Genomic DNA, 19,190 nt, shown 5'->3' on the forward strand with positions numbered 1-19,190 from the left:
GGGGGCGGACATGACACCCTGAACGGGTGAGTCCCGTTCAGTCGTCCCCCGCCCGGAAGATCCCCCGCAACCCGGTCGGCGGCCATGTGCCCGTGGCCGGTGGCCTGCACTCCGTCGGGCTGTCGTACGCCCGTGACCTGAAGGCCGAGACCGTGCAGGTCTTCGTCGCCAATCCGCGCGGCTGGGCCACGCCCGCCGGGAACCCGCGCCAGGACGAGGCGTTCCGCGCGGCCTGCGCCGAGGAGTCGATCCCGGCGTACGTCCACGCGCCGTACCTGATCAACTTCGGCTCGCACACCGAGGCGACCGTGGAGCGGTCGGTGGAGTCGCTGCGGCACTCGCTGCGGCGCGGGCGGGAGATCGGCGCGCTGGGTGTCGTGGTGCACACCGGCAGCGCCACCGGCGGGCGGCCCCGGGAGGTGGCGCTGCGGCAGGTGCGCGCGCACCTGCTGCCGCTGCTGGACGAGCTGACCCACGACGACGACCCGTTCCTGCTGCTGGAGTCGACCGCCGGGCAGGGCGCCTCGCTGTGCTCGCGGACCTGGGAGTTCGGGCCGTACTTCGAGGCGCTGGACGCGCATCCGAAGCTGGGCGTGTGCCTGGACACGTGCCACGTCTTCGCCGCCGGGCACGACCTGACCGGGCCGAGCGGCATGCATCGGACGCTGGACCTGCTGGTGGACACGGTCGGCCCGGGCCGGCTGAAGCTGATCCACGCCAACGACTCCAAGGATGTGGTGGGAGCCCACAAGGACCGGCACGAGAACATCGGCGCCGGCCACATCGGGGAGGACCCGTTCCGGGCGCTCATGACGCACCCCGCGACCGAGGGCGTACCGCTGATCATCGAGACGCCCGGCGGCAGGGAGGGGCACGCGGCGGACGTGGAGCGGCTGAAGAAACTCCGCGAGGACTGACCGTTGGGGAATACCCCCAGGGGGTATATGGTTCCTGTCGGGCGCAGGAGCCGTCATCCGACTTGGGGGCAGTCATGCAGCACGAGGCGCACGCAGCGCACGCACACCACCACGGGCACGCGGACGCGGACCACGGGCCGCACCACCACGCACCCGCCGCCACCTGGGCCATGGCCGCCCAGGCCACCCTGCACTGCCTCACCGGCTGCGCCGTCGGCGAGGTGCTCGGCATGGTCGTCGGCACGGCCTTCGGCTGGGGCAACCTGCCGACCATGGTGCTGGCGATCGCCCTGGCCTTCGTCTTCGGCTACTCGCTCACCCTGCGCGGGGTCCTGCGGGCCGGCGTCGACTTCCGTACGGCCTTCCGGGTGGCGCTGGCCGCGGACACCCTGTCCATCGCCGTGATGGAGCTGATGGACAACGGGGTGATCCTGGTCTGGCCGTCCGCGATGGACGCCACGCTGGGCGACGCGCGGTTCTGGATCTCGCTCGCGGTCTCGTTCGTGATCGCGTTCGCGGTGACCACCCCGGTCAACAAGTGGATGATCGGCCGGGGCAAGGGGCACGCGGTGGTGCACCGGTACCACCACTGAGGTCCCCGGGGCCGGGAGTCAGAGCTCGGGGCCCTCCCCGGGCTCCTCCTGGTAGGAGTAGCGCTGCTCCTTCCAGGGATCGCCGATGTTGTGGTAGCCGCGCTCCTCCCAGAAGCCGCGCCGGTCGGCGGTCATGTACTCCACGCCCCGGACCCACTTCGGCCCCTTCCAGGCGTACAGGTGCGGCACGATCAGCCGGACCGGGAAGCCGTGCTCGGCGGTGAGCAGCTCGCCGTCCTTGTGGGTGGCGAAGAGCGTGCGGTCGGAGACGAAGTCCGTGAGGCGCAGGTTCGAGCTGAAGCCGTACTCCGCCCAGACCATCACATGGGTGACGTCGGGCGCCGGCGGGGCCAGGTCCACGATCGCGCGGGCCGGGATGCCGCCCCACTCCGCGCCGACCATGCTGAACTTCGTCACGCAGTGCAGATCGGCCACCACGGTGGTGTACGGAAGGGCCGTGAACTCCTCGTGGCTCCAGGTGCGCTTGCCACCGTCGGCGGTGGCGCCGAAGACCCGGAACTCCCAGCGCTCCGGCCGGAACTTCGGGACCGGCCCGTAGTGCGTGACCGGCCAGCCGCGCTGGAGCCGCTGACCCGGCGGAAGCTCGGACCCTGCCGCTGCCCCAGACTCTCGCTCCACCGGATGACCCATGTATCCATCCTGACAGACCTCGGGCAGTGCCCCTGACCACCCACTCCCGAACCGGGCAACCACCATCACCTCGGGACGTACTTACTAAGTGCGTACTTACTGGACGATCTTCCCCACCGGTGCAATCATGCGGCGCTATCGGCCGGGTCCACCTGGAAGGAGTCCACAGCGATGCAAGGCGACCCCGAGGTCATCGAACTGCTCAACGAACAGCTGACCGCCGAGCTGACCGCGATCAACCAGTACTTCCTGCACGCCAAGCTCCAGGACCACAAGGGGTGGACGAAGCTCGCCCGGTACACGCGGGCCGAGTCGTTCGACGAGATGCGGCACGCCGAGATCCTCACCGACCGCATCCTGCTCCTCGACGGCCTGCCCAACTACCAGCGGCTCTTCCACGTGCGGGTGGGGCAGACCGTGACCGAGATGTTCCAGGCCGACCGGCAGATCGAGGTCGAGGCCATCGACCGGCTGCGCCGGGGCGTCCAGGTGATGCGCGAGAAGGACGACATCACGTCGGCGAACGTGTTCGAGGCGATCCTCGCCGACGAGGAGCACCACATCGACTACCTGGACACCCAGCTGGAACTGGTGGACAAGCTGGGCGAGGCGCTCTACCTGTCGACGGTCGTCGAGCAGAGCCAGCCCGACTCCTAGGACGCTACGCGGCGTCGTCCAGCGGTACGAGGGCCGGGGCGCGCTGGTCGATCAGTTCCCGGCGGGGACAGGCGCCACGGCCGAGCAGCGCCTGGATGCGTCGCACGCAGCCGCCGCAGTCGGTGCCCGCCTTGCAGGCGGAGGCAATCTGGCGCGGGGTGCAGGCGCCGTTCTCCGCGTGCTGCTTGACCTGGTCCTCGGTGACACCGAAGCAGCTGCAGACGTACACGCGGATTCACCTCCCGACGGGGTCGCTCTCTCTGCCATCCCCATTTCGGTGAGGCAAACCTAACCTAACCCATCCCCGGCACCCGTGAAAGTGGCAGGGGCGCGGATCGGATGTGATCCGCGCCCCAAGAAGGCCGCTACCGGTCCCGGGTCACTGGTCCCGGTACATCTCGGCCACCAGGAACGCCAGGTCCAGCGACTGGCTGCGGTTCAGCCGCGGGTCACAGGCCGTCTCGTAGCGCTGGTGCAGGTCGTCCACGAAGATCTCGTCGCCGCCGCCCACGCACTCGGTGACGTCGTCGCCGGTCAGCTCCACGTGGATGCCGCCCGGGTGGGTGCCGAGCGCCTTGTGGACCTCGAAGAAGCCCTTGACCTCGTCGAGCACGTCGTCGAAGCGGCGGGTCTTGTGCCCGGAGGCCGCCTCGAAGGTGTTGCCGTGCATCGGGTCGGTCACCCAGGCCACGGTCGCGCCGGACGCCGTGACCTTCTCGACCAGCTCGGGGAGCTTGTCGCGGATCTGGCCCGCGCCCATGCGGACGATGAAGGTCAGCCGGCCCGGCTCCCGCTCGGGGTCGAGGCGGTCGATGTACCGCAGCGCCTCCTCGGCCGTGGTGGTCGGGCCGAGCTTGATGCCGATCGGGTTGCGGATCTGCGAGGCGAACTCGATGTGCGCGTGGTCCAGCTGCCGGGTGCGCTCGCCGATCCACACCATGTGCGCCGAGACGTCGTACAGCTTGCCGGTGCGGGAGTCGACCCGGGTCAGGGCGGACTCGTAGTCCAGCAGCAGCGCCTCGTGCGAGGAGTAGAACTCGACGGTCTTGAACTCCTCCGGGTCGGTGCCGCAGGCCCGCATGAAGTTCAGCGCGTTGTCGATCTCGCGCGCGAGCTGCTCGTAGCGCTGGCCCGACGGCGAGGTCCGCACGAAGTCCTGGTTCCAGGCGTGCACCTGGTGCAGGTCGGCGTAACCGCCGGTGGTGAAGGCGCGCACCAGGTTCAGCGTCGAGGCCGACGCGTGGTACATGCGCTTCAGCCGCTCCGGGTCCGGGATGCGGCTGGCCTCGGTGAAGTCGAAGCCGTTGACGGAGTCGCCCCGGTAGACGGGGAGCGTCACGCCGTCGCGGGTCTCGGTCGGCTTGGAGCGGGGCTTGGAGTACTGGCCCGCGATCCGGCCGACCTTGACCACGGGCACGGAAGCCGCGTAGGTGAGGACGGCACCCATCTGGAGCAGCGTCTTGAGCTTGTTGCGGATGTGGTCGGCGGACACCGCGTCGAAGGCCTCGGCGCAGTCGCCACCCTGGAGGAGGAACGCCTCTCCCTTGGCGACGGCCGCCATCCGGGCGCGCAGCTGGTCGCACTCGCCCGCGAAGACGAGCGGCGGATACGACTCGAGGTCCGCGATCACTGCGCGCAGAGCCTCGGGGTCGGGGTACTCGGGCTGCTGCGCCGCGGGCAGGTTTCGCCAGGTGTTGCCAGCGCTCGGGCTGGTCTTAGCGTTCACGGTCACGACCCCAACATTACGGGGTGACGGGGTGGCGTCCTGCCGGTGCTCATTTGATGAGACACCGTGGGCACAGTGCGGACATGCGATAGGCTGCACGGCATGTTCGCGCTTTCGACCCAGAACTGCCAGAACTGGTGGTGGACCGCTCATCCGGCGGCCCACTGACTGCGCGTACGCACGACTTCGCGAAGGCCGCCCGAGGGGCGGCCTTCGGTGTGTCCGGGGTCGTTCCTCTCCGTCAGACGATCGAGAAGGAACCCGCCCGTGGACCTCATGGACCTGCTGTCCGACCCCCGCCCCTTCGCCCTGCTCCGCCGCCGCACCCCGGGCCGCGACGAGGACCTGGTGGAGGTGCTGCTCGGCCCGGTGACCCGCCGGGACAAGCTCGCCGACCTGCCCGACGAGGGTCTCGCCCTGATCCCGTTCCGGCAGATCCGCGAGCGCGGCTTCGACGTCCGCGACGACGGCACCCCGCTGCTGGTGCTGACCCCGCAGGAGACGCACACGCTGCCCCTGGAGGAGGCCCTCGGCCGGCTCCCCGCGCACGACGTGCGGGTCGAGGGCGGCGGCTTCGACGTGAGCGACGAGGAGTACGCGGAGACCGTCGGGCGCGTGCTGCGCGAGGAGATCGGCCGCGGCGAGGGCGCGAACTTCGTGATCCGGCGCACCTACGAGGGCGAGATCCCCGGCTTCGGCCGCGCCGACGCCCTCGCGCTGTTCCGGCGGCTGCTGGAGGGCGAACGGGGCGCGTACTGGACGTTCGTCGTGCACACCGGGGACCGGACGCTGGTGGGGGCCAGCCCGGAGGTGCACGTCCGGATGAGCGGCGGGACCGTCGTGATGAACCCGATCAGCGGAACGTACCGCTATCCGGCCGAGGGCCCGACGCCCGAGCACCTGCTCCGCTTCCTCGCCGACGGCAAGGAGATCGAGGAGCTGTCGATGGTCGTCGACGAGGAGCTGAAGATGATGTGCACCGTCGGCGACAGGGGCGGGGTCGTCGTCGGGCCGCGGCTGAAGGAGATGGCGCACCTCGCGCACACCGAGTACGAGCTGCGCGGGAAGTCCTCGCTGGACGTGCGGGAGGTGCTGCGGGAGACCATGTTCGCGGCGACGGTGACCGGGTCGCCGGTGCAGAACGCGTGCCGGGTGATCGAGCGGCACGAGCCCCTCGGGCGGGACGGCGCCGGGCGCGGGTACTACGCCGGGGCGCTCGCCCTGCTCGGGCGGGACTCCGGGGGCGCGCAGACCCTCGACTCCCCCATCCTGATCCGCACCGCCGACATCTCCGCCGGCGGCCGGCTGCGCGTCGCGGTGGGGGCGACGCTGGTGCGCGGCTCCGACCCGGCCGGCGAGGTCGCGGAGACCCACGCGAAGGCGGCGGGCGTGCTGGCCGCCCTCGGGGTACGGCCGTCCCGGCCCCGGGCGGAGCGGGAGCGGCCCCGGCTGGCCGACGACCCGCGGGTGCGGGCGGCGCTGGACGGGCGCCGGGCGGGCCTCGCGCCGTTCTGGCTGCGCATGCAGGAGCGGACGCCGGAGCCGGCCGGCCACGCGCTGGTGGTCGACGGCGAGGACACCTTCACGGCGATGCTGGCGCACGTGCTGCGCTCGGGCGGCCTGGAGGTGACGGTACGGCGGTACGACGAGCCGGGGCTGCGGGCGGCGGTGCTCGCGCACGAGGGGCCCGTGGTGCTGGGCCCCGGCCCGGGCGACCCGCGCGACGGGGCCGACCCGAAGATGCGGTTCCTGCGGGAGCTGGCGGCCACCGTGATCCGCGAGCACCGGCACGGGGTGCTGGGCGTCTGCCTGGGGCACGAGCTGGTCGCGGCCGAGCTGGGCCTGGACCTGGTCCGCAAGGAGGTGCCGTACCAGGGGGCGCAGACGGAGATCGACCTGTTCGGGCGGCCGGAGACGGTCGGCTTCTACAACAGCTTCGTCGCGCACTGCGACGACGAGGCGGCCCGCGAGCTGGCGGCGCACGGCGTCGAGGTGAGCCGCGCGGCCAACGGCGAGGTGCACGCCCTGCGGGGCCCCGGCTTCGCGGGCGTGCAGTTCCACCCCGAGTCGGTGCTGACCCTGAACGGCGCGGCGGTCGTACGGGAGCTGATCGGACAGCCGCGCCGTACGACCGTGTAGCCGCCGGGGGCCGGGGTCAGCCGAAGAACACCCCGATCTCCTGGTAGAGCCTCGGGTCCACCGTCTTCAGCCGGGCCGTCGCCTCGGCGAGGGGGACGCGGACGATGTCGGTGGCGCGCAGGGCGACCATCGTGCCGAAGTCGCCGTCGTGGACGCAGTCGATGGCGTGCAGGCCGAAGCGGGTGGCGAGCCAGCGGTCGAAGGCGCTGGGGGTGCCACCGCGCTGGACGTGTCCGAGGACCGTCGTGCGGGCCTCCTTCCCGGTGCGCTTCTCGATCTCCTTGGCCAGCCACTCGCCCACCCCGGACAGCCGGACGTGCCCGAAGGAGTCCAGCGACTGGTCCTTGAGGACCATGTCGCCGTCCTTCGGCACGGCGCCCTCGGCGACGACCACGATCGGCGCGTACGACGCCCGGAACCGGGAGGTCACCCAGCCGCAGACCTGCTCGACGTCGAAGCGCTGCTCGGGGATGAGGATGACGTTGGCGCCGCCGGCCAGGCCCGAGTGGAGGGCGATCCAGCCGGCGTGCCGGCCCATCACCTCCACCACGAGGACCCGCATGTGGGACTCGGCGGTGGTGTGCAGCCGGTCGATGGCCTCGGTGGCGATGTTGACGGCGGTGTCGAAGCCGAAGGTGTAGTCGGTGGCGGCCAGGTCGTTGTCTATCGTCTTCGGCACCCCGACGCAGGGCACCCCGTACTCGCCGGACAGCCGCGCGGCGACGCCCAGGGTGTCCTCGCCGCCGATCACGATGAGGGCCTGGACGTCCAGCTTGGCCAGGTTGTCCTTGATCCGGCGGATGCCGTCGCCGGCCTGGAGGGGGTTGGTCCGCGAGGAGCCGAGGATGGTGCCGCCGCGGGGCAGGATGCCGCGCACCGCGGGGATGTCGAGACGGACGGTGTCGCCTTCGAGGGGGCCCCGCCAGCCGTCCCGGAAGCCGACGAAGTCATAGCCGTACTCCTGCACGCCCTTGCGGACGATGCCCCGGATGACGGCGTTGAGCCCGGGGCAGTCGCCGCCTCCGGTCAGTACTCCGACCCGCATGGAAATGTCCCTTCGCAGCGGTTCCCTGACACCTGGTCACGCTAATGGTGATTCAGGTCACACCGGGAGGGGCGGGAAGGGTGATTCCGGTGCACGGCCGGAAGCGGGCGGCGCCGGTCCTACTCCTCGTCGAGGCCGCGCTCGATCGCGTACCGCACCAGCTCCACCCGGTTGTGCAGCTGGAGCTTGCCGAGGGTGTTCTGCACGTGATTCTGCACCGTGCGGTGGGAGATGACGAGGCGTTCGGCGATCTGCTTGTAGCTCAGGCCCTTCGCCACCAGGCGCAGCACCTCGGTCTCACGATCGGTCAGCCGGGGCGCGCCCGGCTCGTCGGCGTCCGGCGCGGGCGCGGGCTCGGCGGCCAGCCGCCGGTACTCGCCGAGGACCAGCCCGGCGAGGCCCGGCGTGAACACCGGGTCGCCGACGGCGGTACGGCGCACCGCGTCCAGCAGCTCCTCGGTGGACGCCGACTTCAGCAGATAGCCCGTCGCGCCGGACTTCACGGCCTCCAGGACGTCCGCGTGCTCGCCGCTCGCCGAGAGGACGAGGACCCGCAACGCCGGGTTGTGGCCGACGAGTTCCTTGCACACCTGGACGCCGGGCTTGGCGGGCAGGTTGAGGTCCAGCACCAGGACGTCGGGGGCGGCGGCCTTGGCGCGGCGGACCGCCTGCTCTCCGTCGCCGGCGGTGGCGACCACCTCGAAGCCGGACTCGGCCAGGTCACGGGCGACCGCGTCACGCCACATCGGGTGGTCGTCCACGACCATGACCCTGATCGGGTCCTGCTGTGTCATCGCTGCTCCGTCTTCTTCCCCCGCGCCCGCACGGCGCCCTTCGGTACCTTCAGTTCCACTTCCGTGCCCTGACCGGGCACGGAGATGATCTCGGCGCTGCCGCCGAGGTCGCGCAGCCGGCCCCGGATCGACAGGGCCACCCCGAGCCGGCCCTCGCCCTCGGCCTGCGCCAGCCGGCCCTCGGGGATGCCGGGGCCGTCGTCCCGGACGGTGACGACGATCTCGTCCGGCTCGTCCTCGACCAGGATCCAGGCCCGCGCCTCCGCTCCCGCGTGCAGGCGCACGTTGTCCAGGGCGGCCCCGACCGCGGCGGCCACCTCGCGGGCCGCGGCCGAGGGCAGCAGCACCGGGGCGCCCGGCTCGGCGAGGCTGACCCGGGCGCACGCGTACCGGGCGAGCAGGGAGCGCAGGTCGACCGGGCCCGCCCCCTCCTCCTCGTCCGGCTCCTCCACCGCGCGGACGACGGCGCCCGCCGCCAGGTCCTCCGAGACCCGGGACACCGGGACCATGCCGCCCGACACCAGGGTGCGCAGGGCCACCTCCTGCTCACCGGCGAGCCGGCCCAGCTCGGCCGCCTCGCCGCCGAGGGCCGCGCCCCGGCGCTTCACCATCGCCAGCACCTGGAGCACGCTGTCGTGGATGTCCCGGGCCAGCCGCTCCCGCTCCCGGGTGGCGGCCTCGATCTCCAGCGCGCGGGCGAGGGTGCGCTCGGAGGCGCGGGCCACCTCCACGACGTAGCCGATGGCGATGGAGGCCACCCAGACGAGGATCACGTTGTGCACGGTGTCGCGGGCAGGGTGGCCGCGCTCGACCAGGTTGACGGCGGCCACGGCCGTGGAGGCGACGGCCGCCCAGCGCCAGCCGCCCTTGACGGCGAAGGCCAGCACCGCGCCGGCCGTCCAGATCGACGGCAGGGTGGGGCCGCCGCCCGCGATCCGCTCGTGGCTGTCGGCGACCGGGGTGAGCAGGATGCCGACGAGGGCGACGGTCAGGTCGGCGGCCAGGAAGCGCCGGGTGCAGCTCGCCGCGCTCGCCACCTTGGGCAGGGTGGCGAGGGTCCACACGGCCAGGACGGCGTAGTAGGCGACGGCGACCCAGGGCCGCACGAACTGGTCGTACGCGGTGGCGCACAGGCCGATCGCGTACAGCATGGTCAGGACGCGGTAGCCGGCGAGCGCGCGCCACAGCGGCAGCTCGACCGACATGCGCATGACGCGCTCACGCTCGGGCATGTCCCCCGGTTCCCCCCGGCTCCCCCTGGTGCCCCTGTCTAGGACTCGGCCTGCTTCTTGCCGGCCTTCTCCGCCTCCTTGGCCGCCTTCGCCGCCTTCTCGGCCTTCTCCGCCTCCCTGGCCACCTTGGCCGCCTCCGCGATCTGCCGCTTGGCGGCGGTCGCGTACATGTCGACGTACTCCTGGCCGGAGAGCTTCATGATCTCGTACATGACCTCGTCGGTCAGCGCGCGCAGCACGAACCGGTCGTGCTCCATGCCCTGGTACCGGCTGAAGTCCAGCGGCTTGCCTATGCGGATGCCGGGCCGCATCAGCTTCGGCACGACCTTGCCGGGCGGCTGGATCTTCTCCGTGTCGATCATGGCGACGGGGATGACCGGCGCACCCGTGGCGAGGGCCACGCGCGCCAGGCCGCCCGGCTTGCCCCGGTACAGCCTCCCGTCGGGCGAGCGGGTGCCCTCCGGGTAGATACCGAACAGCTCGCCACGCTCCAGCACCTCTATGCCGCTTCTGATCGCCGCCTCGCCGGCGCCGCGGGCCCCGGAGCGGTCCACCGGGAGCTGGCCGACGCCCTTGAAGAAGGCCGCGGTGAGCCGGCCCTTCACGCCCGGAGTCGTGAAGTACTCCGCCTTGGCGATGAAGGTGACCTTGCGGTCCAGCACGGCCGGCAGGAAGAACGAGTCCGAGAAGGACAGGTGATTGCTGGCCAGGATGGCCGGGCCCGTGGCCGGAACGTTCTCCAGGCCCTCCACCCAGGGCCTGAAGGCAACCTTCAGCGGCCCTCCGATGGCGACCTTCATCGTGCCGTACAACACCCGTGCGCCTCCTGTTTCCGTCGAACAGACCTTAACCCGGCGCACCGACAATGGGCCCGACGACCCTGGTCGGTGTCAGTGCGGTCGCGTACGGTGAAGCACATGCCAGTTCTCCCCGGAGCCGAGCCGTACCGCCACGAGGGCGGGGAGGTGGGGGTTCTCCTCTGCCACGGGTTCACCGGCTCGCCGCAGTCGCTGCGTCCCTGGGCCGAGCACCACGCGGCCCACGGCCTGACCGTGTCCCTGCCCCTGCTGCCCGGCCACGGCACCCGCTGGGAGGACATGCAGCTCACGACCTGGCAGGACTGGTACGCGCAGGTGGACCGCGAACTGCGGCTGCTCGCCGAGCGCTGCTCCCGGGTGTTCGTCGCGGGCCTGTCGATGGGCGGGGCGCTGGCCCTCCGGCTGGCGGCCCGGCACGGCGAGCGGGTCGCGGGCGCGGTGGTCGTCAACCCGGCCAACAAGGTGCACGGCCTGTCGGCCTACGCCCTTCCGGTGGCGCGGCACCTGGTGCGGACGACCAGGGGCATCGCCAGCGACATCGCGAAGGAGGGCGCGGCCGAGCTGGGCTACGACCGGGTGCCGCTGCACGCGGCGCACTCACTGCGGGTGTTCCTGCGCCGGCTGGACGGCGAGCTGCCCCAGGTCACCCAGCCGTTGCTGCTGCTGCGCAGCGCCCAGGACCATGTCGTCCCGGCGGCCGACTCGGCGCGGGTGCTGAGCCGGGTGTCGGCCACGGACGTCACGGAGATCGTCCTGGAACACAGCTACCACGTCGCGACGTTGGACAACGACGCGGACCGGATCTTCGAGGAGAGCCTCGCCTTCATCGGCCGGCTCGCACCCAGTGTCGGCAAGGAAGGGACGGCCGCAGTTGGCTGAGCACGACTCCGACCGTGAGGACCGCGAGGGCCGCGAGGACCAGGGCGGCCACGAGGCCCGCGAGCCGGACCGGCAGGAGGTGCCGTTCGACGAGGACGCCGCCTGGCGCGCCATCGTCGCCGGGTACGGCGAGGAGCCGCCGGACCCGCCGGGCGCCCGGCCCTTCAAGCCGGTCGAGGATCTCGCGCTGCTGGAGAAGAACGCGGCGAAGGACCAGGACAGCGAGCCCGGCGGCGACCCGGAGGAGTCCGCGGGCCGGCGGCCCGCACGTCCGCTGGGCGGCTCGGTGTCCTTCGCGCCCGGCATCGGCCCGCGTGACTACACGGCGCCCGAGCCGTCCGACGGCGACTTCGACGAGGACGACGAGGGGCACTTCGTGCCGCCGGAGCCGCCCCCGCTGCCGACCGCGGACACGACCGCCCGGTTCGCCTGGCTCGGCGTGGTCGGCGGCCCGGTCCTGCTCCTGCTGGCGGTGCTGCTCGGCTGGGACATGACCTGGTGGCTGGCGACCCTCGGCATCGGCGGGTTCCTCGGCGGCTTCGTGACGCTGGTGACGCGGATGCGGACCGACGACGAGGAGGACGACGACCCGGGGCGCGGCGCGGTGGTCTGAGCCGGGCCGGGACGCCGGGGGCTCAGGCCGGGATTCTGAGGGCGGCGAGGACCGGGAGGTGGTCCGTGGCCGCCCTCAGGTCCGCCTCGCGGACGCCCGGCTGGTCCAGGGGGACCCCGCAGCCCAGCACCTCGATGCCCTTGGTCGCGAAGATCGCGTCGATGCGCTGGTGGGGGTGGGCGGGCGTGGAGGTGAACTCGCCGCCCCAGGGAGCGGTCGCACGGCAGTCCTGGAGGGTCTCGGCGAGCCTGCGGAAGGTGCGGCCGTCGGGGCCCTCGTTGAGGTCGCCGCCCGCGACGGCGTGCTCGACACCGAGTCCGGCGAGGCGGTCGAGGAGCAGGCCCCCCTGGTCGTGGCGCTCGTCCTGCTGGAGCGACAGATGGCAGCTGAGCACGCCGAGGCGGGCGCCGCCGAAGCGGACGACCGCCGTGGCGAAGCCGCGTCGGTGCAGGCCGGGGGTGAGGGGCAGGAGGACGTCCTCCGTGCGTTCGACCGTGGCGCGCAGGGAGCACAGGATCGCGGGTCCCGCCGCCGTGGCGCCCCCGGTGAGGATCACCTGGCCGGAGGCCGCCGCGAGCCGCGCCAGCTTCTTGCGCCACCGGAAGAAGCGGGGGGCCTCCTGGACGAGGACCAGATCGGGGGCGCAGGCGGTGATGATCCTCGCCAGAGCGTCCGTGTCGTCGCGCATCGAGCGGATGTTGTAGCTCAGGACCCTGATGACCGCGGAACCGTTGGACTCTGTGCGGGAGTTGGGGAGCAGCTCCATGTGGATCAATGTACGCCCCCCGGGTCGGGGCGCGGGGACCGTGGGCGACTGCCGCGGCTTCGCGGCCGGCCGCGCCGTTCCCCGCGCCCTCGCGGCGCTACATGATCGGGTCCGGCTCCCGGGCCAGGTCCGCCGCGCCCACCATGCCCGCCTTGTTGCCCAGCTGGGCCGCGATCACATCGGCGACCGGGCGCCAGTTCCCGCCGACCAGCCAGCGCTTGTAGGACTTGCGGATGGGGTCGAGGACCAGCTCGCCCTCGTCGGACAGGCCGCCGCCGACGATGAAGGCGGACGGGTCGAACAGGGAGGCCAGGTCGGCGAGGCCGGCGCCGGCCCAGCGGGCCAGCTCGCGGTAGGAGTCGACGGCGACGGGGTCGCCCTGGCGGGCGGCCATGGAGATGTGCTTGCCCTCGATGCCCTCCGGGGTGCCGTCGCCCAGCGAGAGCAGCAGCTCGGCGTTCTCCGGGGTGGCGTTGGCGCGCTGCTTGGCGTAGCGGACCAGGGCGCGGCCGGAGGCGTACTGCTCCCAGCAGCCCTGCGAGCCGCAGCCGCACAGCAGGCCGTCCGGCACCATCCGGATGTGGCCGAACTCGGCGGCCACGCCGAAGTGGCCGCGGCGCAGCTTGTTGCCGATGATGATGCCGCCGCCGAGGCCGGTGCCGAGCGTGATGCAGATGACGTTGCGGTGGCCCTTGCCGGCGCCGAACTTGTACTCGCCCCAGGCGGCGGCGTTCGCGTCGTTCTCGACCACGACCGGGAGGCCGGTGCGCGCCTCGACCTTCTCCTTGAGCGGCTCGTTGCGCCAGTCGATGTTGGGCGCGAAGTACACCGTGGAGCGCTGCCGGTTGACGTAACCGGCCGCGCCGATGCCCACGCCGACGATCTCGTGCCCGGCGCGCGCGCCCTCCACCGCCGAGGCGATGGCGTCCACGATGGCCTCGGGCGTGGTGGGGGTCGGCACCTTGAAGGTCGAGAGGATGTTGCCTTCCTCGTCGACCACGCCGGCCGCGATCTTCGTGCCGCCGATGTCGACGCCGATGGTGAGTCCCATGAATCCCTCAGTTTCGGTCGAGCCCCGCTACGGCCAACCGTACCCGAGGCCCTGCCGTGCGAGGGCTTCAGTCCAGGTCGATGCGTTCTCCCGGGCCGGTGCCCTCGCCCGGGTCGCGCGGGTCCCTCCGGTCACGCGCCGGGTCGGCCGTGCCGGCGGTCCACCGGCGCTCCTGGGCCTGGACGGCGGAGCGGTAGGCGGCGAGCAGTTCGCCGCCGGCCGCGGCCAGGTGGTCGAAGACGTCCGGGTTGCGGTCTATGACGGGCTCGACGGCGGCCTTCGCCTGCTGGACGACCTGCTGCACCATCTGCTGGGCGGCGGGTCCGGCGAGGCCGCCGAGGAGCGGTGACCGGAGGCCGGCCAGCTTGTCGGCCACCGTGTCCACGAGCTTCTTCAGTTCCTCGGCCGCCGAGCCCGGCGGGGGGCCGTGCTCGGCGCGGCGGCGGGCCTGCTCGGCGGCGAGGTCCTCGGCGGCGGCCGTGGCCCAGGCGTCGGCGTCGGTCGCCTTCGCCTGCTCCTGCGGGGACGGCTCGGGTGCGGGACGCTCTTCGCTCATGGCGGCTCCTGACGACGGTTCGCCTTTACGACGTTACCCGAACGGGCGTACCCGTTCACCGTCCGGCGGCGGGCCACAGATCCGGGTCCGGGGAGAACCGGATGCGCAGCTCGCCGTCGCGCAGTCCGGCGCCGGCGACGGTGCAGCGGCGCAGGGCGGAGGGCAGCGCGACGATCCGGCGGAACGGGCCCGCGGTGATCAGCAGTTCGTCGCCGCGCCGGACGAGGTCCAGCTCGTCCCGTATCGCGCCGGGCAGCGGGAGGTGCCAGACCAGCACGCCGTCCTCGGCGAGCCGGTCGGTGACAGGCCACCCGACCGGGGTGGTCGCGACGTTGACGCCGGGCACGGCGAGGGCGGTGAGGTCGTCCGGGCCGTGCGGGTCGCGGCCGAGGTGCGGGACGGGGTGGACGTCGTACGACTCCCGCCAGTCGGCGAGCGTCTTGCGCTGCTGGGCCAGCGGCGAGGCGAGCCAGCTGTCGGGGGCGGCCTCGGGGAGGCAGCGGTTGGCGATCAGGGACTCGGTGCGCAGGGCGCGCAGGGCGAGGCCGAGGGTGGCGGTGCGGACGGCGTCGGCGCCGGCCGGTCCGGGTTCGGCGACGAGGCGTACGGCGGTGTTCCGGTCGGTGAGGACGGCCTCGACGGCGGCCAGTTCGACGTCCCAGCGACCTGCCGTCTCGTACAGCCAGTCGGCGGGCATGGGGACGCCGGCGAGCCGGCCGAGGACCGGGCGCAGGGCGCGGGCGGCCTGCCGTTCGGGCGGCAGGAGCCGGCGCAGGTAGCGGCGCAGTTCCTCGGGCAGGGCGAGCAGGGCGAGGGCCTGCGGGAGGGGCGGGAGGTCGACGACGAGGAGGTCGTAGCGCTCGGACAGGGCCGCGTCCCGCAGCGCCCGCAGGAAGGACAGTTCCTCCGCGCCGGGCAGCGGGGTGACCTCCTCGGCGTCCAGGCGGGCGGCGCCGAGGAGGTCGAGGACGTTCGCGGCGCGGGTCTGGAAGGCGGTGAGGTCCTGCCGGAAGCGTTCGGTGGCGTCGGGCCGCCAGGCGCTCAGGTGCGGGGTGACCTCGGTGGGGACCGGTCCTGTCGCGGTGCCCAGGGCCGTGCCGGGGGTGTCCGTGCGGTCGGCGCTCAGCAGGAGGGTGCGGTGGCCCTCGCGGGCGGCTTCGAGCGCGGTGGCGGCGGCCACGGTCGTACGACCGCTGCCGCCGGGGCCCGTGATCAGGATGGTGCGCATGACGGTGAACGGTACCGCCGCGTGCGGGGCGTGCACGGAGGCGTCTACTTCTCCTCCGGCTTCTCCCCCGACTCGACCCGCTTCTTCAGTCCCGCCAGCGCGCGGTCGATGATGACCTTCTCCGCCTTGCGCTTGATCATGCCCAGCATGGGGATCTTGACGTCGACGGTGAGCTGGTAGGTGACCTCGGTGGCGCCCGCGCCGGCCGGCTTCAGCAGGTAGGAGCCGTCGAGGGACCGAAGCATCTGGGACTTGACGAGGGTCCAGGAGACCTCGTGGTCGCCGGTCCACGTGTAGGCGAGGGTCTGGTCGTCCTTGATGGCGCCGGCATCCATGACGAGGCGGACCTGCTCCGCGCGGCCCTGCTCGTCCGCGGCGAGGACCTCCGCCTCCTTCACCTCACCGGTCCAGTCCGGGTAGCGCGCGAAGTCGGCGATCACCGCCATGACGTCGGCCGGAGCCGCCTCGATCGTGATGCTCGAACTGGTGTGTTCCGCCATCGTCGTGGCTCCTCCAGATGCGGGCCGTTTGAGAGGTTCGTGTGCGCCGGGCTGCGCACGTGTGTGCAGCGTGAAGGCTACCGCGCCGCCGCCCTGCCGCCTTCACCGCGCCTGCCCGGGCCTCACCATTCGAGTGCCCAGGGCGTGCCGGTCCCGGCGAAGTGCCCCACGTTCACGCACTCGGTGGCGCCGATCCGCATCCGGCGCGCCAGCGGCTGGTGCACGTGCCCGAACAGCGCGTACCGGGGCCGGGTGCGGCGGATGGCGTCGAGCAGGGCACGGCTGCCCCGCTCGAAGCGGCGGGCCACCGTGTCGTAGACCAGTTCGGGGACCTCCGGGGGGATGTGGGTGCACAGGACGTCGACCTCGCCGACGGCCTCGATCTTCGCCGCGTACTCCTCGTCGCTGATCTCGAACGGGGTCCGCATCGGGGTGCGCAGGCCGCCGCCGACGAAGCCGAAGGTCCACCCGCCGATCTCCGCCCGCCGGCCGTCGAGGACCGTGGTGCCGGGCCGGGCGTACTCCGGCCAGAGCGCCGGCATGTCGACGTTTCCGTAGGTGGCGTACGTCGGGGTGGGGAACGCGGCGAACAGCTCGGCGTACTGCCTGCGCACCGCCTTCTCGATGGCCGTGGCCCGGTCCTCGCCGATGCCGGCCCACAGCCGGGCGCCGAACGCGCGCGCCTCCTCGAAGCGGCGGGCGGTGCGCAGCTCGACGATGCGGTCGGCGTTCTCCTCGCCGAACAGGTCCGGGAAGATCCCGCGCGAGTGGTCGGCGTAGTCGAGGAAGAGGACGAGGTCGCCGAGGCAGATCAGGGCGTCGGCACCGTCGCCGGCCCGGGCCAGGTCGCGGGCGTTGCCGTGCACGTCGCTGACCACATGGACGCGGGTCCGCCGGGCGCCGGAACGTGTGGATGCCATGACGATCAAGCGTAGGCGTGTGCGGTCCAGGTGAACAGTGGCGGTCCGGCCTGCGGTTACTCGCCGGTCGGTTCGGCCGTGGACTACTGTGCGCGAAGGAACGCCCACGTGTGTGACGCAGCGAACATCTCGCCGGGACCCCCTGTCGAAGACGCCATACCGGCGGGTAACGTCCGGGCAGTCCAGTCGTGCTCAGGATTTCAACATGTGAACGCTCATGTTGTTCCGGAGCACTTGCCCGAGCCTTGGACCGCACCGTCGCATCGCACAACGTCGTGGCGCCGGCGCCCTATGAGGAGCAGCAGTCTTGCGCGAGTTCAGCCTTCCGGCTTTGTACGAGGTCCCCGCGGACGGGAATCTGACCGACATCGTCCGCAGAAACGCCGCGCAGCATCCCGACGTCGCCGTGATCGCCCGCAAGGTGGGGGGCGCCTGGCAGGACGTGACCGCCCGGGAGTTCCTGGCCGAGGTGCGCACCGCCGCCAAGGGCCTCATCGCCTCCGGCGTGCAGCCGGGCGACCGGGTGGGCCTGATGTCGCGGACGCGGTACGAGTGGACGCTCCTGGACTTCGCGATCTGGAGCGCGGGCGCGATCACCGTGCCGGTGTACGAGACCAGCTCGCCGGAGCAGGTGCAGTGGATCCTGTCCGACTCGGGCGCGACCGCCTGCATCGTGGAGCTCGACAACCACCTGGCGGCCGTCGAGTCGGTGCGCGAGTCGCTGCCCGCGCTGAAGCACGTCTGGCAGATCGAGGCCGGGGGCGTCGCGGAGCTGGGCCGGCTCGGGCAGGACCTGTCCGACGCGACGGTGGAGGAGCGCAGCTCGCTCGCCAAGGCCGACGACCCGGCGACCATCGTCTACACGAGCGGCACGACCGGGCGCCCGAAGGGCTGCGTGCTCACCCACCGCAGCTTCTTCGCCGAGTGCGGGAACGTGGTGGAGCGGCTGCGCCCGCTGTTCCGCACGGGTGAGTGCTCCGTCCTGCTCTTCCTGCCGCTCGCGCACGTCTTCGGGCGGCTGGTGCAGGTGGCGCCGATGATGGCGCCGATCAAGCTGGGCTGCGTCCCGGACATCAAGAACCTCACCGACGAGCTGGCCGCGTTCCGGCCGACGCTGATCCTCGGTGTGCCGCGGGTCTTCGAGAAGGTCTACAACTCGGCGCGGGCCAAGGCGCAGGCGGACGGCAAGGGCGCGGTCTTCGACAAGGCGGCGGACACCGCGATCGCCTACAGCAAGGCGCTGGACAGCCCGTCGGGTCCGTCGTTCGGCCTGAAGGTCAAGCACAAGGTCTTCGACAAGCTGGTCTACAGCAAGCTGCGCGCGGTCCTGGGCGGCCGGGGCGAGTACGCCATCTCCGGCGGTGCCCCGCTGGGCGAGCGGCTCGGGCACTTCTTCCGGGGCATCGGCTTCACGGTGCTGGAGGGCTACGGCCTGACCGAGTCCTGTGCGGCGACCGCGTTCAACCCGTGGGACCGGCAGAAGATCGGCACGGTCGGGCAGCCGCTGCCCGGGTCGGTGGTGCGCATCGCCGACGACGGCGAGGTGCTGCTGCACGGTGAGCACCTGTTCAAGGAGTACTGGAACAACCCCGGCGCGACGGCGGAGGCGCTGGCCGACGGCTGGTTCCACACCGGGGACATCGGCACCCTCGACGAGGACGGCTATCTGAGGATCACCGGCCGGAAGAAGGAGATCATCGTCACGGCGGGCGGCAAGAACGTGGCCCCGGCGGTGATCGAGGACCGGATCCGGGCGCACGCGCTGGTCGCGGAGTGCATGGTGGTGGGCGACGGGCGGCCGTTCGTGGGCGCGCTGGTCACCCTCGACGAGGAGTTCCTGGGCCGCTGGTGCGCCGAGCACGGCAAGCCGGCGGGTTCCACCGCGGCGTCGCTGCGGGACGACCCGGATCTGCTCGCTGCGATCCAGGCGGCCGTGGACGACGGCAACGCCGCGGTGTCGAAGGCGGAATCGGTGCGGAAGTTCCGCGTTCTGGCCTCCCAGTTCACGGAGGAGTCGGGCCACCTCACCCCGTCGCTGAAGCTCAAGCGGAACGTGGTGGCGAAGGACTACTCGGACGAGATCGAGGCGATCTACGCCAAGTAGC

General features: G+C 72.3%; 21 protein-coding genes. 8 read left to right on the forward strand and 13 right to left on the reverse strand.

Going from position 1 to position 19,190, the window contains the following annotated elements; translation table 11 throughout:
* Nucleotides 1–26: 26 nt before the first annotated feature.
* Together ABZV94_RS19180 and ABZV94_RS19185 are read left to right on the forward strand one after the other, a co-directional pair.
* A complete protein-coding gene (locus ABZV94_RS19180) occupies nt 27–917 on the forward strand; it encodes a deoxyribonuclease IV (RefSeq protein WP_356341575.1) in 891 nt (296 codons plus the stop codon).
* A 74-nt stretch (nt 918–991) separates the two neighbouring features.
* Nucleotides 992–1,510, forward strand: coding sequence for a DUF4396 domain-containing protein (locus tag ABZV94_RS19185; protein ID WP_356341576.1), 519 nt, complete (start codon nt 992–994; stop codon nt 1,508–1,510).
* Between the two features lie 18 nt (nt 1,511–1,528).
* Here the strand turns inward: ABZV94_RS19185 and ABZV94_RS19190 are convergent, their stop codons facing one another.
* Entirely contained in the window at nt 1,529–2,161 is a 633-nt protein-coding gene (locus ABZV94_RS19190; RefSeq protein WP_356341577.1) for a sulfite oxidase-like oxidoreductase, read from the reverse strand.
* Nucleotides 2,162–2,332: 171 nt separating this feature from the next.
* Between ABZV94_RS19190 and bfr the strand changes: the two genes are divergently transcribed.
* Nucleotides 2,333–2,818: a bacterioferritin gene (gene bfr / locus ABZV94_RS19195; RefSeq protein WP_356341579.1), complete on the forward strand. Its 486-nt coding sequence runs from the start codon at nt 2,333–2,335 to the stop codon at nt 2,816–2,818.
* Between the two features lie 4 nt (nt 2,819–2,822).
* Here bfr and ABZV94_RS19200 read toward each other — a convergent pair whose 3' ends face one another.
* Nucleotides 2,823–3,047, reverse strand: a complete 225-nt coding sequence (locus ABZV94_RS19200; RefSeq protein WP_030641969.1) for a (2Fe-2S)-binding protein — start codon at nt 3,045–3,047, stop codon at nt 2,823–2,825.
* Between the two features lie 150 nt (nt 3,048–3,197).
* Nucleotides 3,198–4,550, reverse strand: coding sequence for a class II 3-deoxy-7-phosphoheptulonate synthase (locus ABZV94_RS19205; RefSeq protein WP_356341580.1), 1,353 nt, complete (start codon nt 4,548–4,550; stop codon nt 3,198–3,200).
* 96 nt (nt 4,551–4,646) lie between these two features.
* Between ABZV94_RS19205 and ABZV94_RS19210 the strand changes: the two genes are divergently transcribed.
* Together ABZV94_RS19210 and ABZV94_RS19215 are read left to right on the forward strand one after the other, a co-directional pair.
* Nucleotides 4,647–4,712 carry a trp operon leader peptide gene (locus ABZV94_RS19210; protein WP_356341610.1) on the forward strand — a complete coding sequence of 22 codons (66 nt, stop codon included), beginning with the start codon at nt 4,647–4,649 and terminating at the stop codon, nt 4,710–4,712.
* A 99-nt stretch (nt 4,713–4,811) separates the two neighbouring features.
* Nucleotides 4,812–6,683, forward strand: coding sequence for an anthranilate synthase family protein (locus ABZV94_RS19215; protein WP_356341581.1), 1,872 nt, complete (start codon nt 4,812–4,814; stop codon nt 6,681–6,683).
* 16 nt (nt 6,684–6,699) lie between these two features.
* On the opposite strand, the gene ABZV94_RS19220 is transcribed toward ABZV94_RS19215, so the two are convergent.
* The 4 genes from ABZV94_RS19220 to ABZV94_RS19235 form a co-directional block, all read right to left on the reverse strand.
* Nucleotides 6,700–7,728 carry a 6-phosphofructokinase gene (locus tag ABZV94_RS19220; protein WP_356341582.1) on the reverse strand — a complete coding sequence of 343 codons (1,029 nt, stop codon included), beginning with the start codon at nt 7,726–7,728 and terminating at the stop codon, nt 6,700–6,702.
* Nucleotides 7,729–7,847: 119 nt separating this feature from the next.
* Nucleotides 7,848–8,522: a response regulator transcription factor gene (locus ABZV94_RS19225; RefSeq protein WP_356341584.1), complete on the reverse strand. Its 675-nt coding sequence runs from the start codon at nt 8,520–8,522 to the stop codon at nt 7,848–7,850.
* Nucleotides 8,519–9,754 carry a DUF5931 domain-containing protein gene (locus ABZV94_RS19230; RefSeq protein WP_356341585.1) on the reverse strand — a complete coding sequence of 412 codons (1,236 nt, stop codon included), beginning with the start codon at nt 9,752–9,754 and terminating at the stop codon, nt 8,519–8,521. The genes ABZV94_RS19225 and ABZV94_RS19230 overlap by 4 nt, the downstream gene beginning before the upstream one ends.
* Before the next feature lie 38 nt (nt 9,755–9,792).
* Complete coding sequence (locus ABZV94_RS19235) at nt 9,793–10,566, reverse strand: lysophospholipid acyltransferase family protein (protein ID WP_356341611.1); 774 nt, start codon at nt 10,564–10,566, stop codon at nt 9,793–9,795.
* 105 nt (nt 10,567–10,671) lie between these two features.
* Between ABZV94_RS19235 and ABZV94_RS19240 the strand changes: the two genes are divergently transcribed.
* The gene (locus ABZV94_RS19240) at nt 10,672–11,451 is read left to right on the forward strand and encodes an alpha/beta fold hydrolase (RefSeq protein WP_356341586.1); all 780 of its coding nucleotides are present in this window, start codon (nt 10,672–10,674) and stop codon (nt 11,449–11,451) included.
* Nucleotides 11,444–12,064, forward strand: a complete 621-nt coding sequence (locus ABZV94_RS19245; RefSeq protein WP_356341588.1) for a hypothetical protein — start codon at nt 11,444–11,446, stop codon at nt 12,062–12,064. Before ABZV94_RS19240 ends, ABZV94_RS19245 begins: the two co-directional genes overlap by 8 nt.
* Before the next feature lie 22 nt (nt 12,065–12,086).
* On the opposite strand, the gene ABZV94_RS19250 is transcribed toward ABZV94_RS19245, so the two are convergent.
* From ABZV94_RS19250 to ABZV94_RS19275, 6 genes are all read right to left on the reverse strand, one after another.
* Nucleotides 12,087–12,830, reverse strand: a complete 744-nt coding sequence (locus tag ABZV94_RS19250) for an endonuclease/exonuclease/phosphatase family protein (protein ID WP_356341589.1) — start codon at nt 12,828–12,830, stop codon at nt 12,087–12,089.
* Between the two features lie 97 nt (nt 12,831–12,927).
* Complete coding sequence (locus ABZV94_RS19255; RefSeq protein WP_014672213.1) at nt 12,928–13,881, reverse strand: ROK family glucokinase; 954 nt, start codon at nt 13,879–13,881, stop codon at nt 12,928–12,930.
* A 67-nt stretch (nt 13,882–13,948) separates the two neighbouring features.
* On the reverse strand, nt 13,949–14,437 hold the full coding sequence (locus ABZV94_RS19260) for a DUF5304 family protein (RefSeq protein WP_356341591.1): 489 nt from the start codon (nt 14,435–14,437) through the stop codon (nt 13,949–13,951).
* A gap of 55 nt (nt 14,438–14,492) precedes the next feature.
* A complete protein-coding gene (locus tag ABZV94_RS19265; protein ID WP_356341592.1) occupies nt 14,493–15,665 on the reverse strand; it encodes an ArsA-related P-loop ATPase in 1,173 nt (390 codons plus the stop codon).
* A gap of 44 nt (nt 15,666–15,709) precedes the next feature.
* Nucleotides 15,710–16,165: an SRPBCC family protein gene (locus tag ABZV94_RS19270; RefSeq protein WP_356341593.1), complete on the reverse strand. Its 456-nt coding sequence runs from the start codon at nt 16,163–16,165 to the stop codon at nt 15,710–15,712.
* A gap of 122 nt (nt 16,166–16,287) precedes the next feature.
* A complete protein-coding gene (locus tag ABZV94_RS19275) occupies nt 16,288–17,085 on the reverse strand; it encodes a metallophosphoesterase (RefSeq protein WP_356341594.1) in 798 nt (265 codons plus the stop codon).
* 307 nt (nt 17,086–17,392) lie between these two features.
* Between ABZV94_RS19275 and ABZV94_RS19280 the strand changes: the two genes are divergently transcribed.
* Complete coding sequence (locus ABZV94_RS19280) at nt 17,393–19,189, forward strand: AMP-dependent synthetase/ligase (RefSeq protein WP_356341596.1); 1,797 nt, start codon at nt 17,393–17,395, stop codon at nt 19,187–19,189.
* Nucleotide 19,190 lies beyond the last annotated feature (1 nt).

Source organism: Streptomyces sp. NPDC004658, assembly GCF_040609555.1.
Lineage (GTDB): Bacteria > Actinomycetota > Actinomycetes > Streptomycetales > Streptomycetaceae > Streptomyces.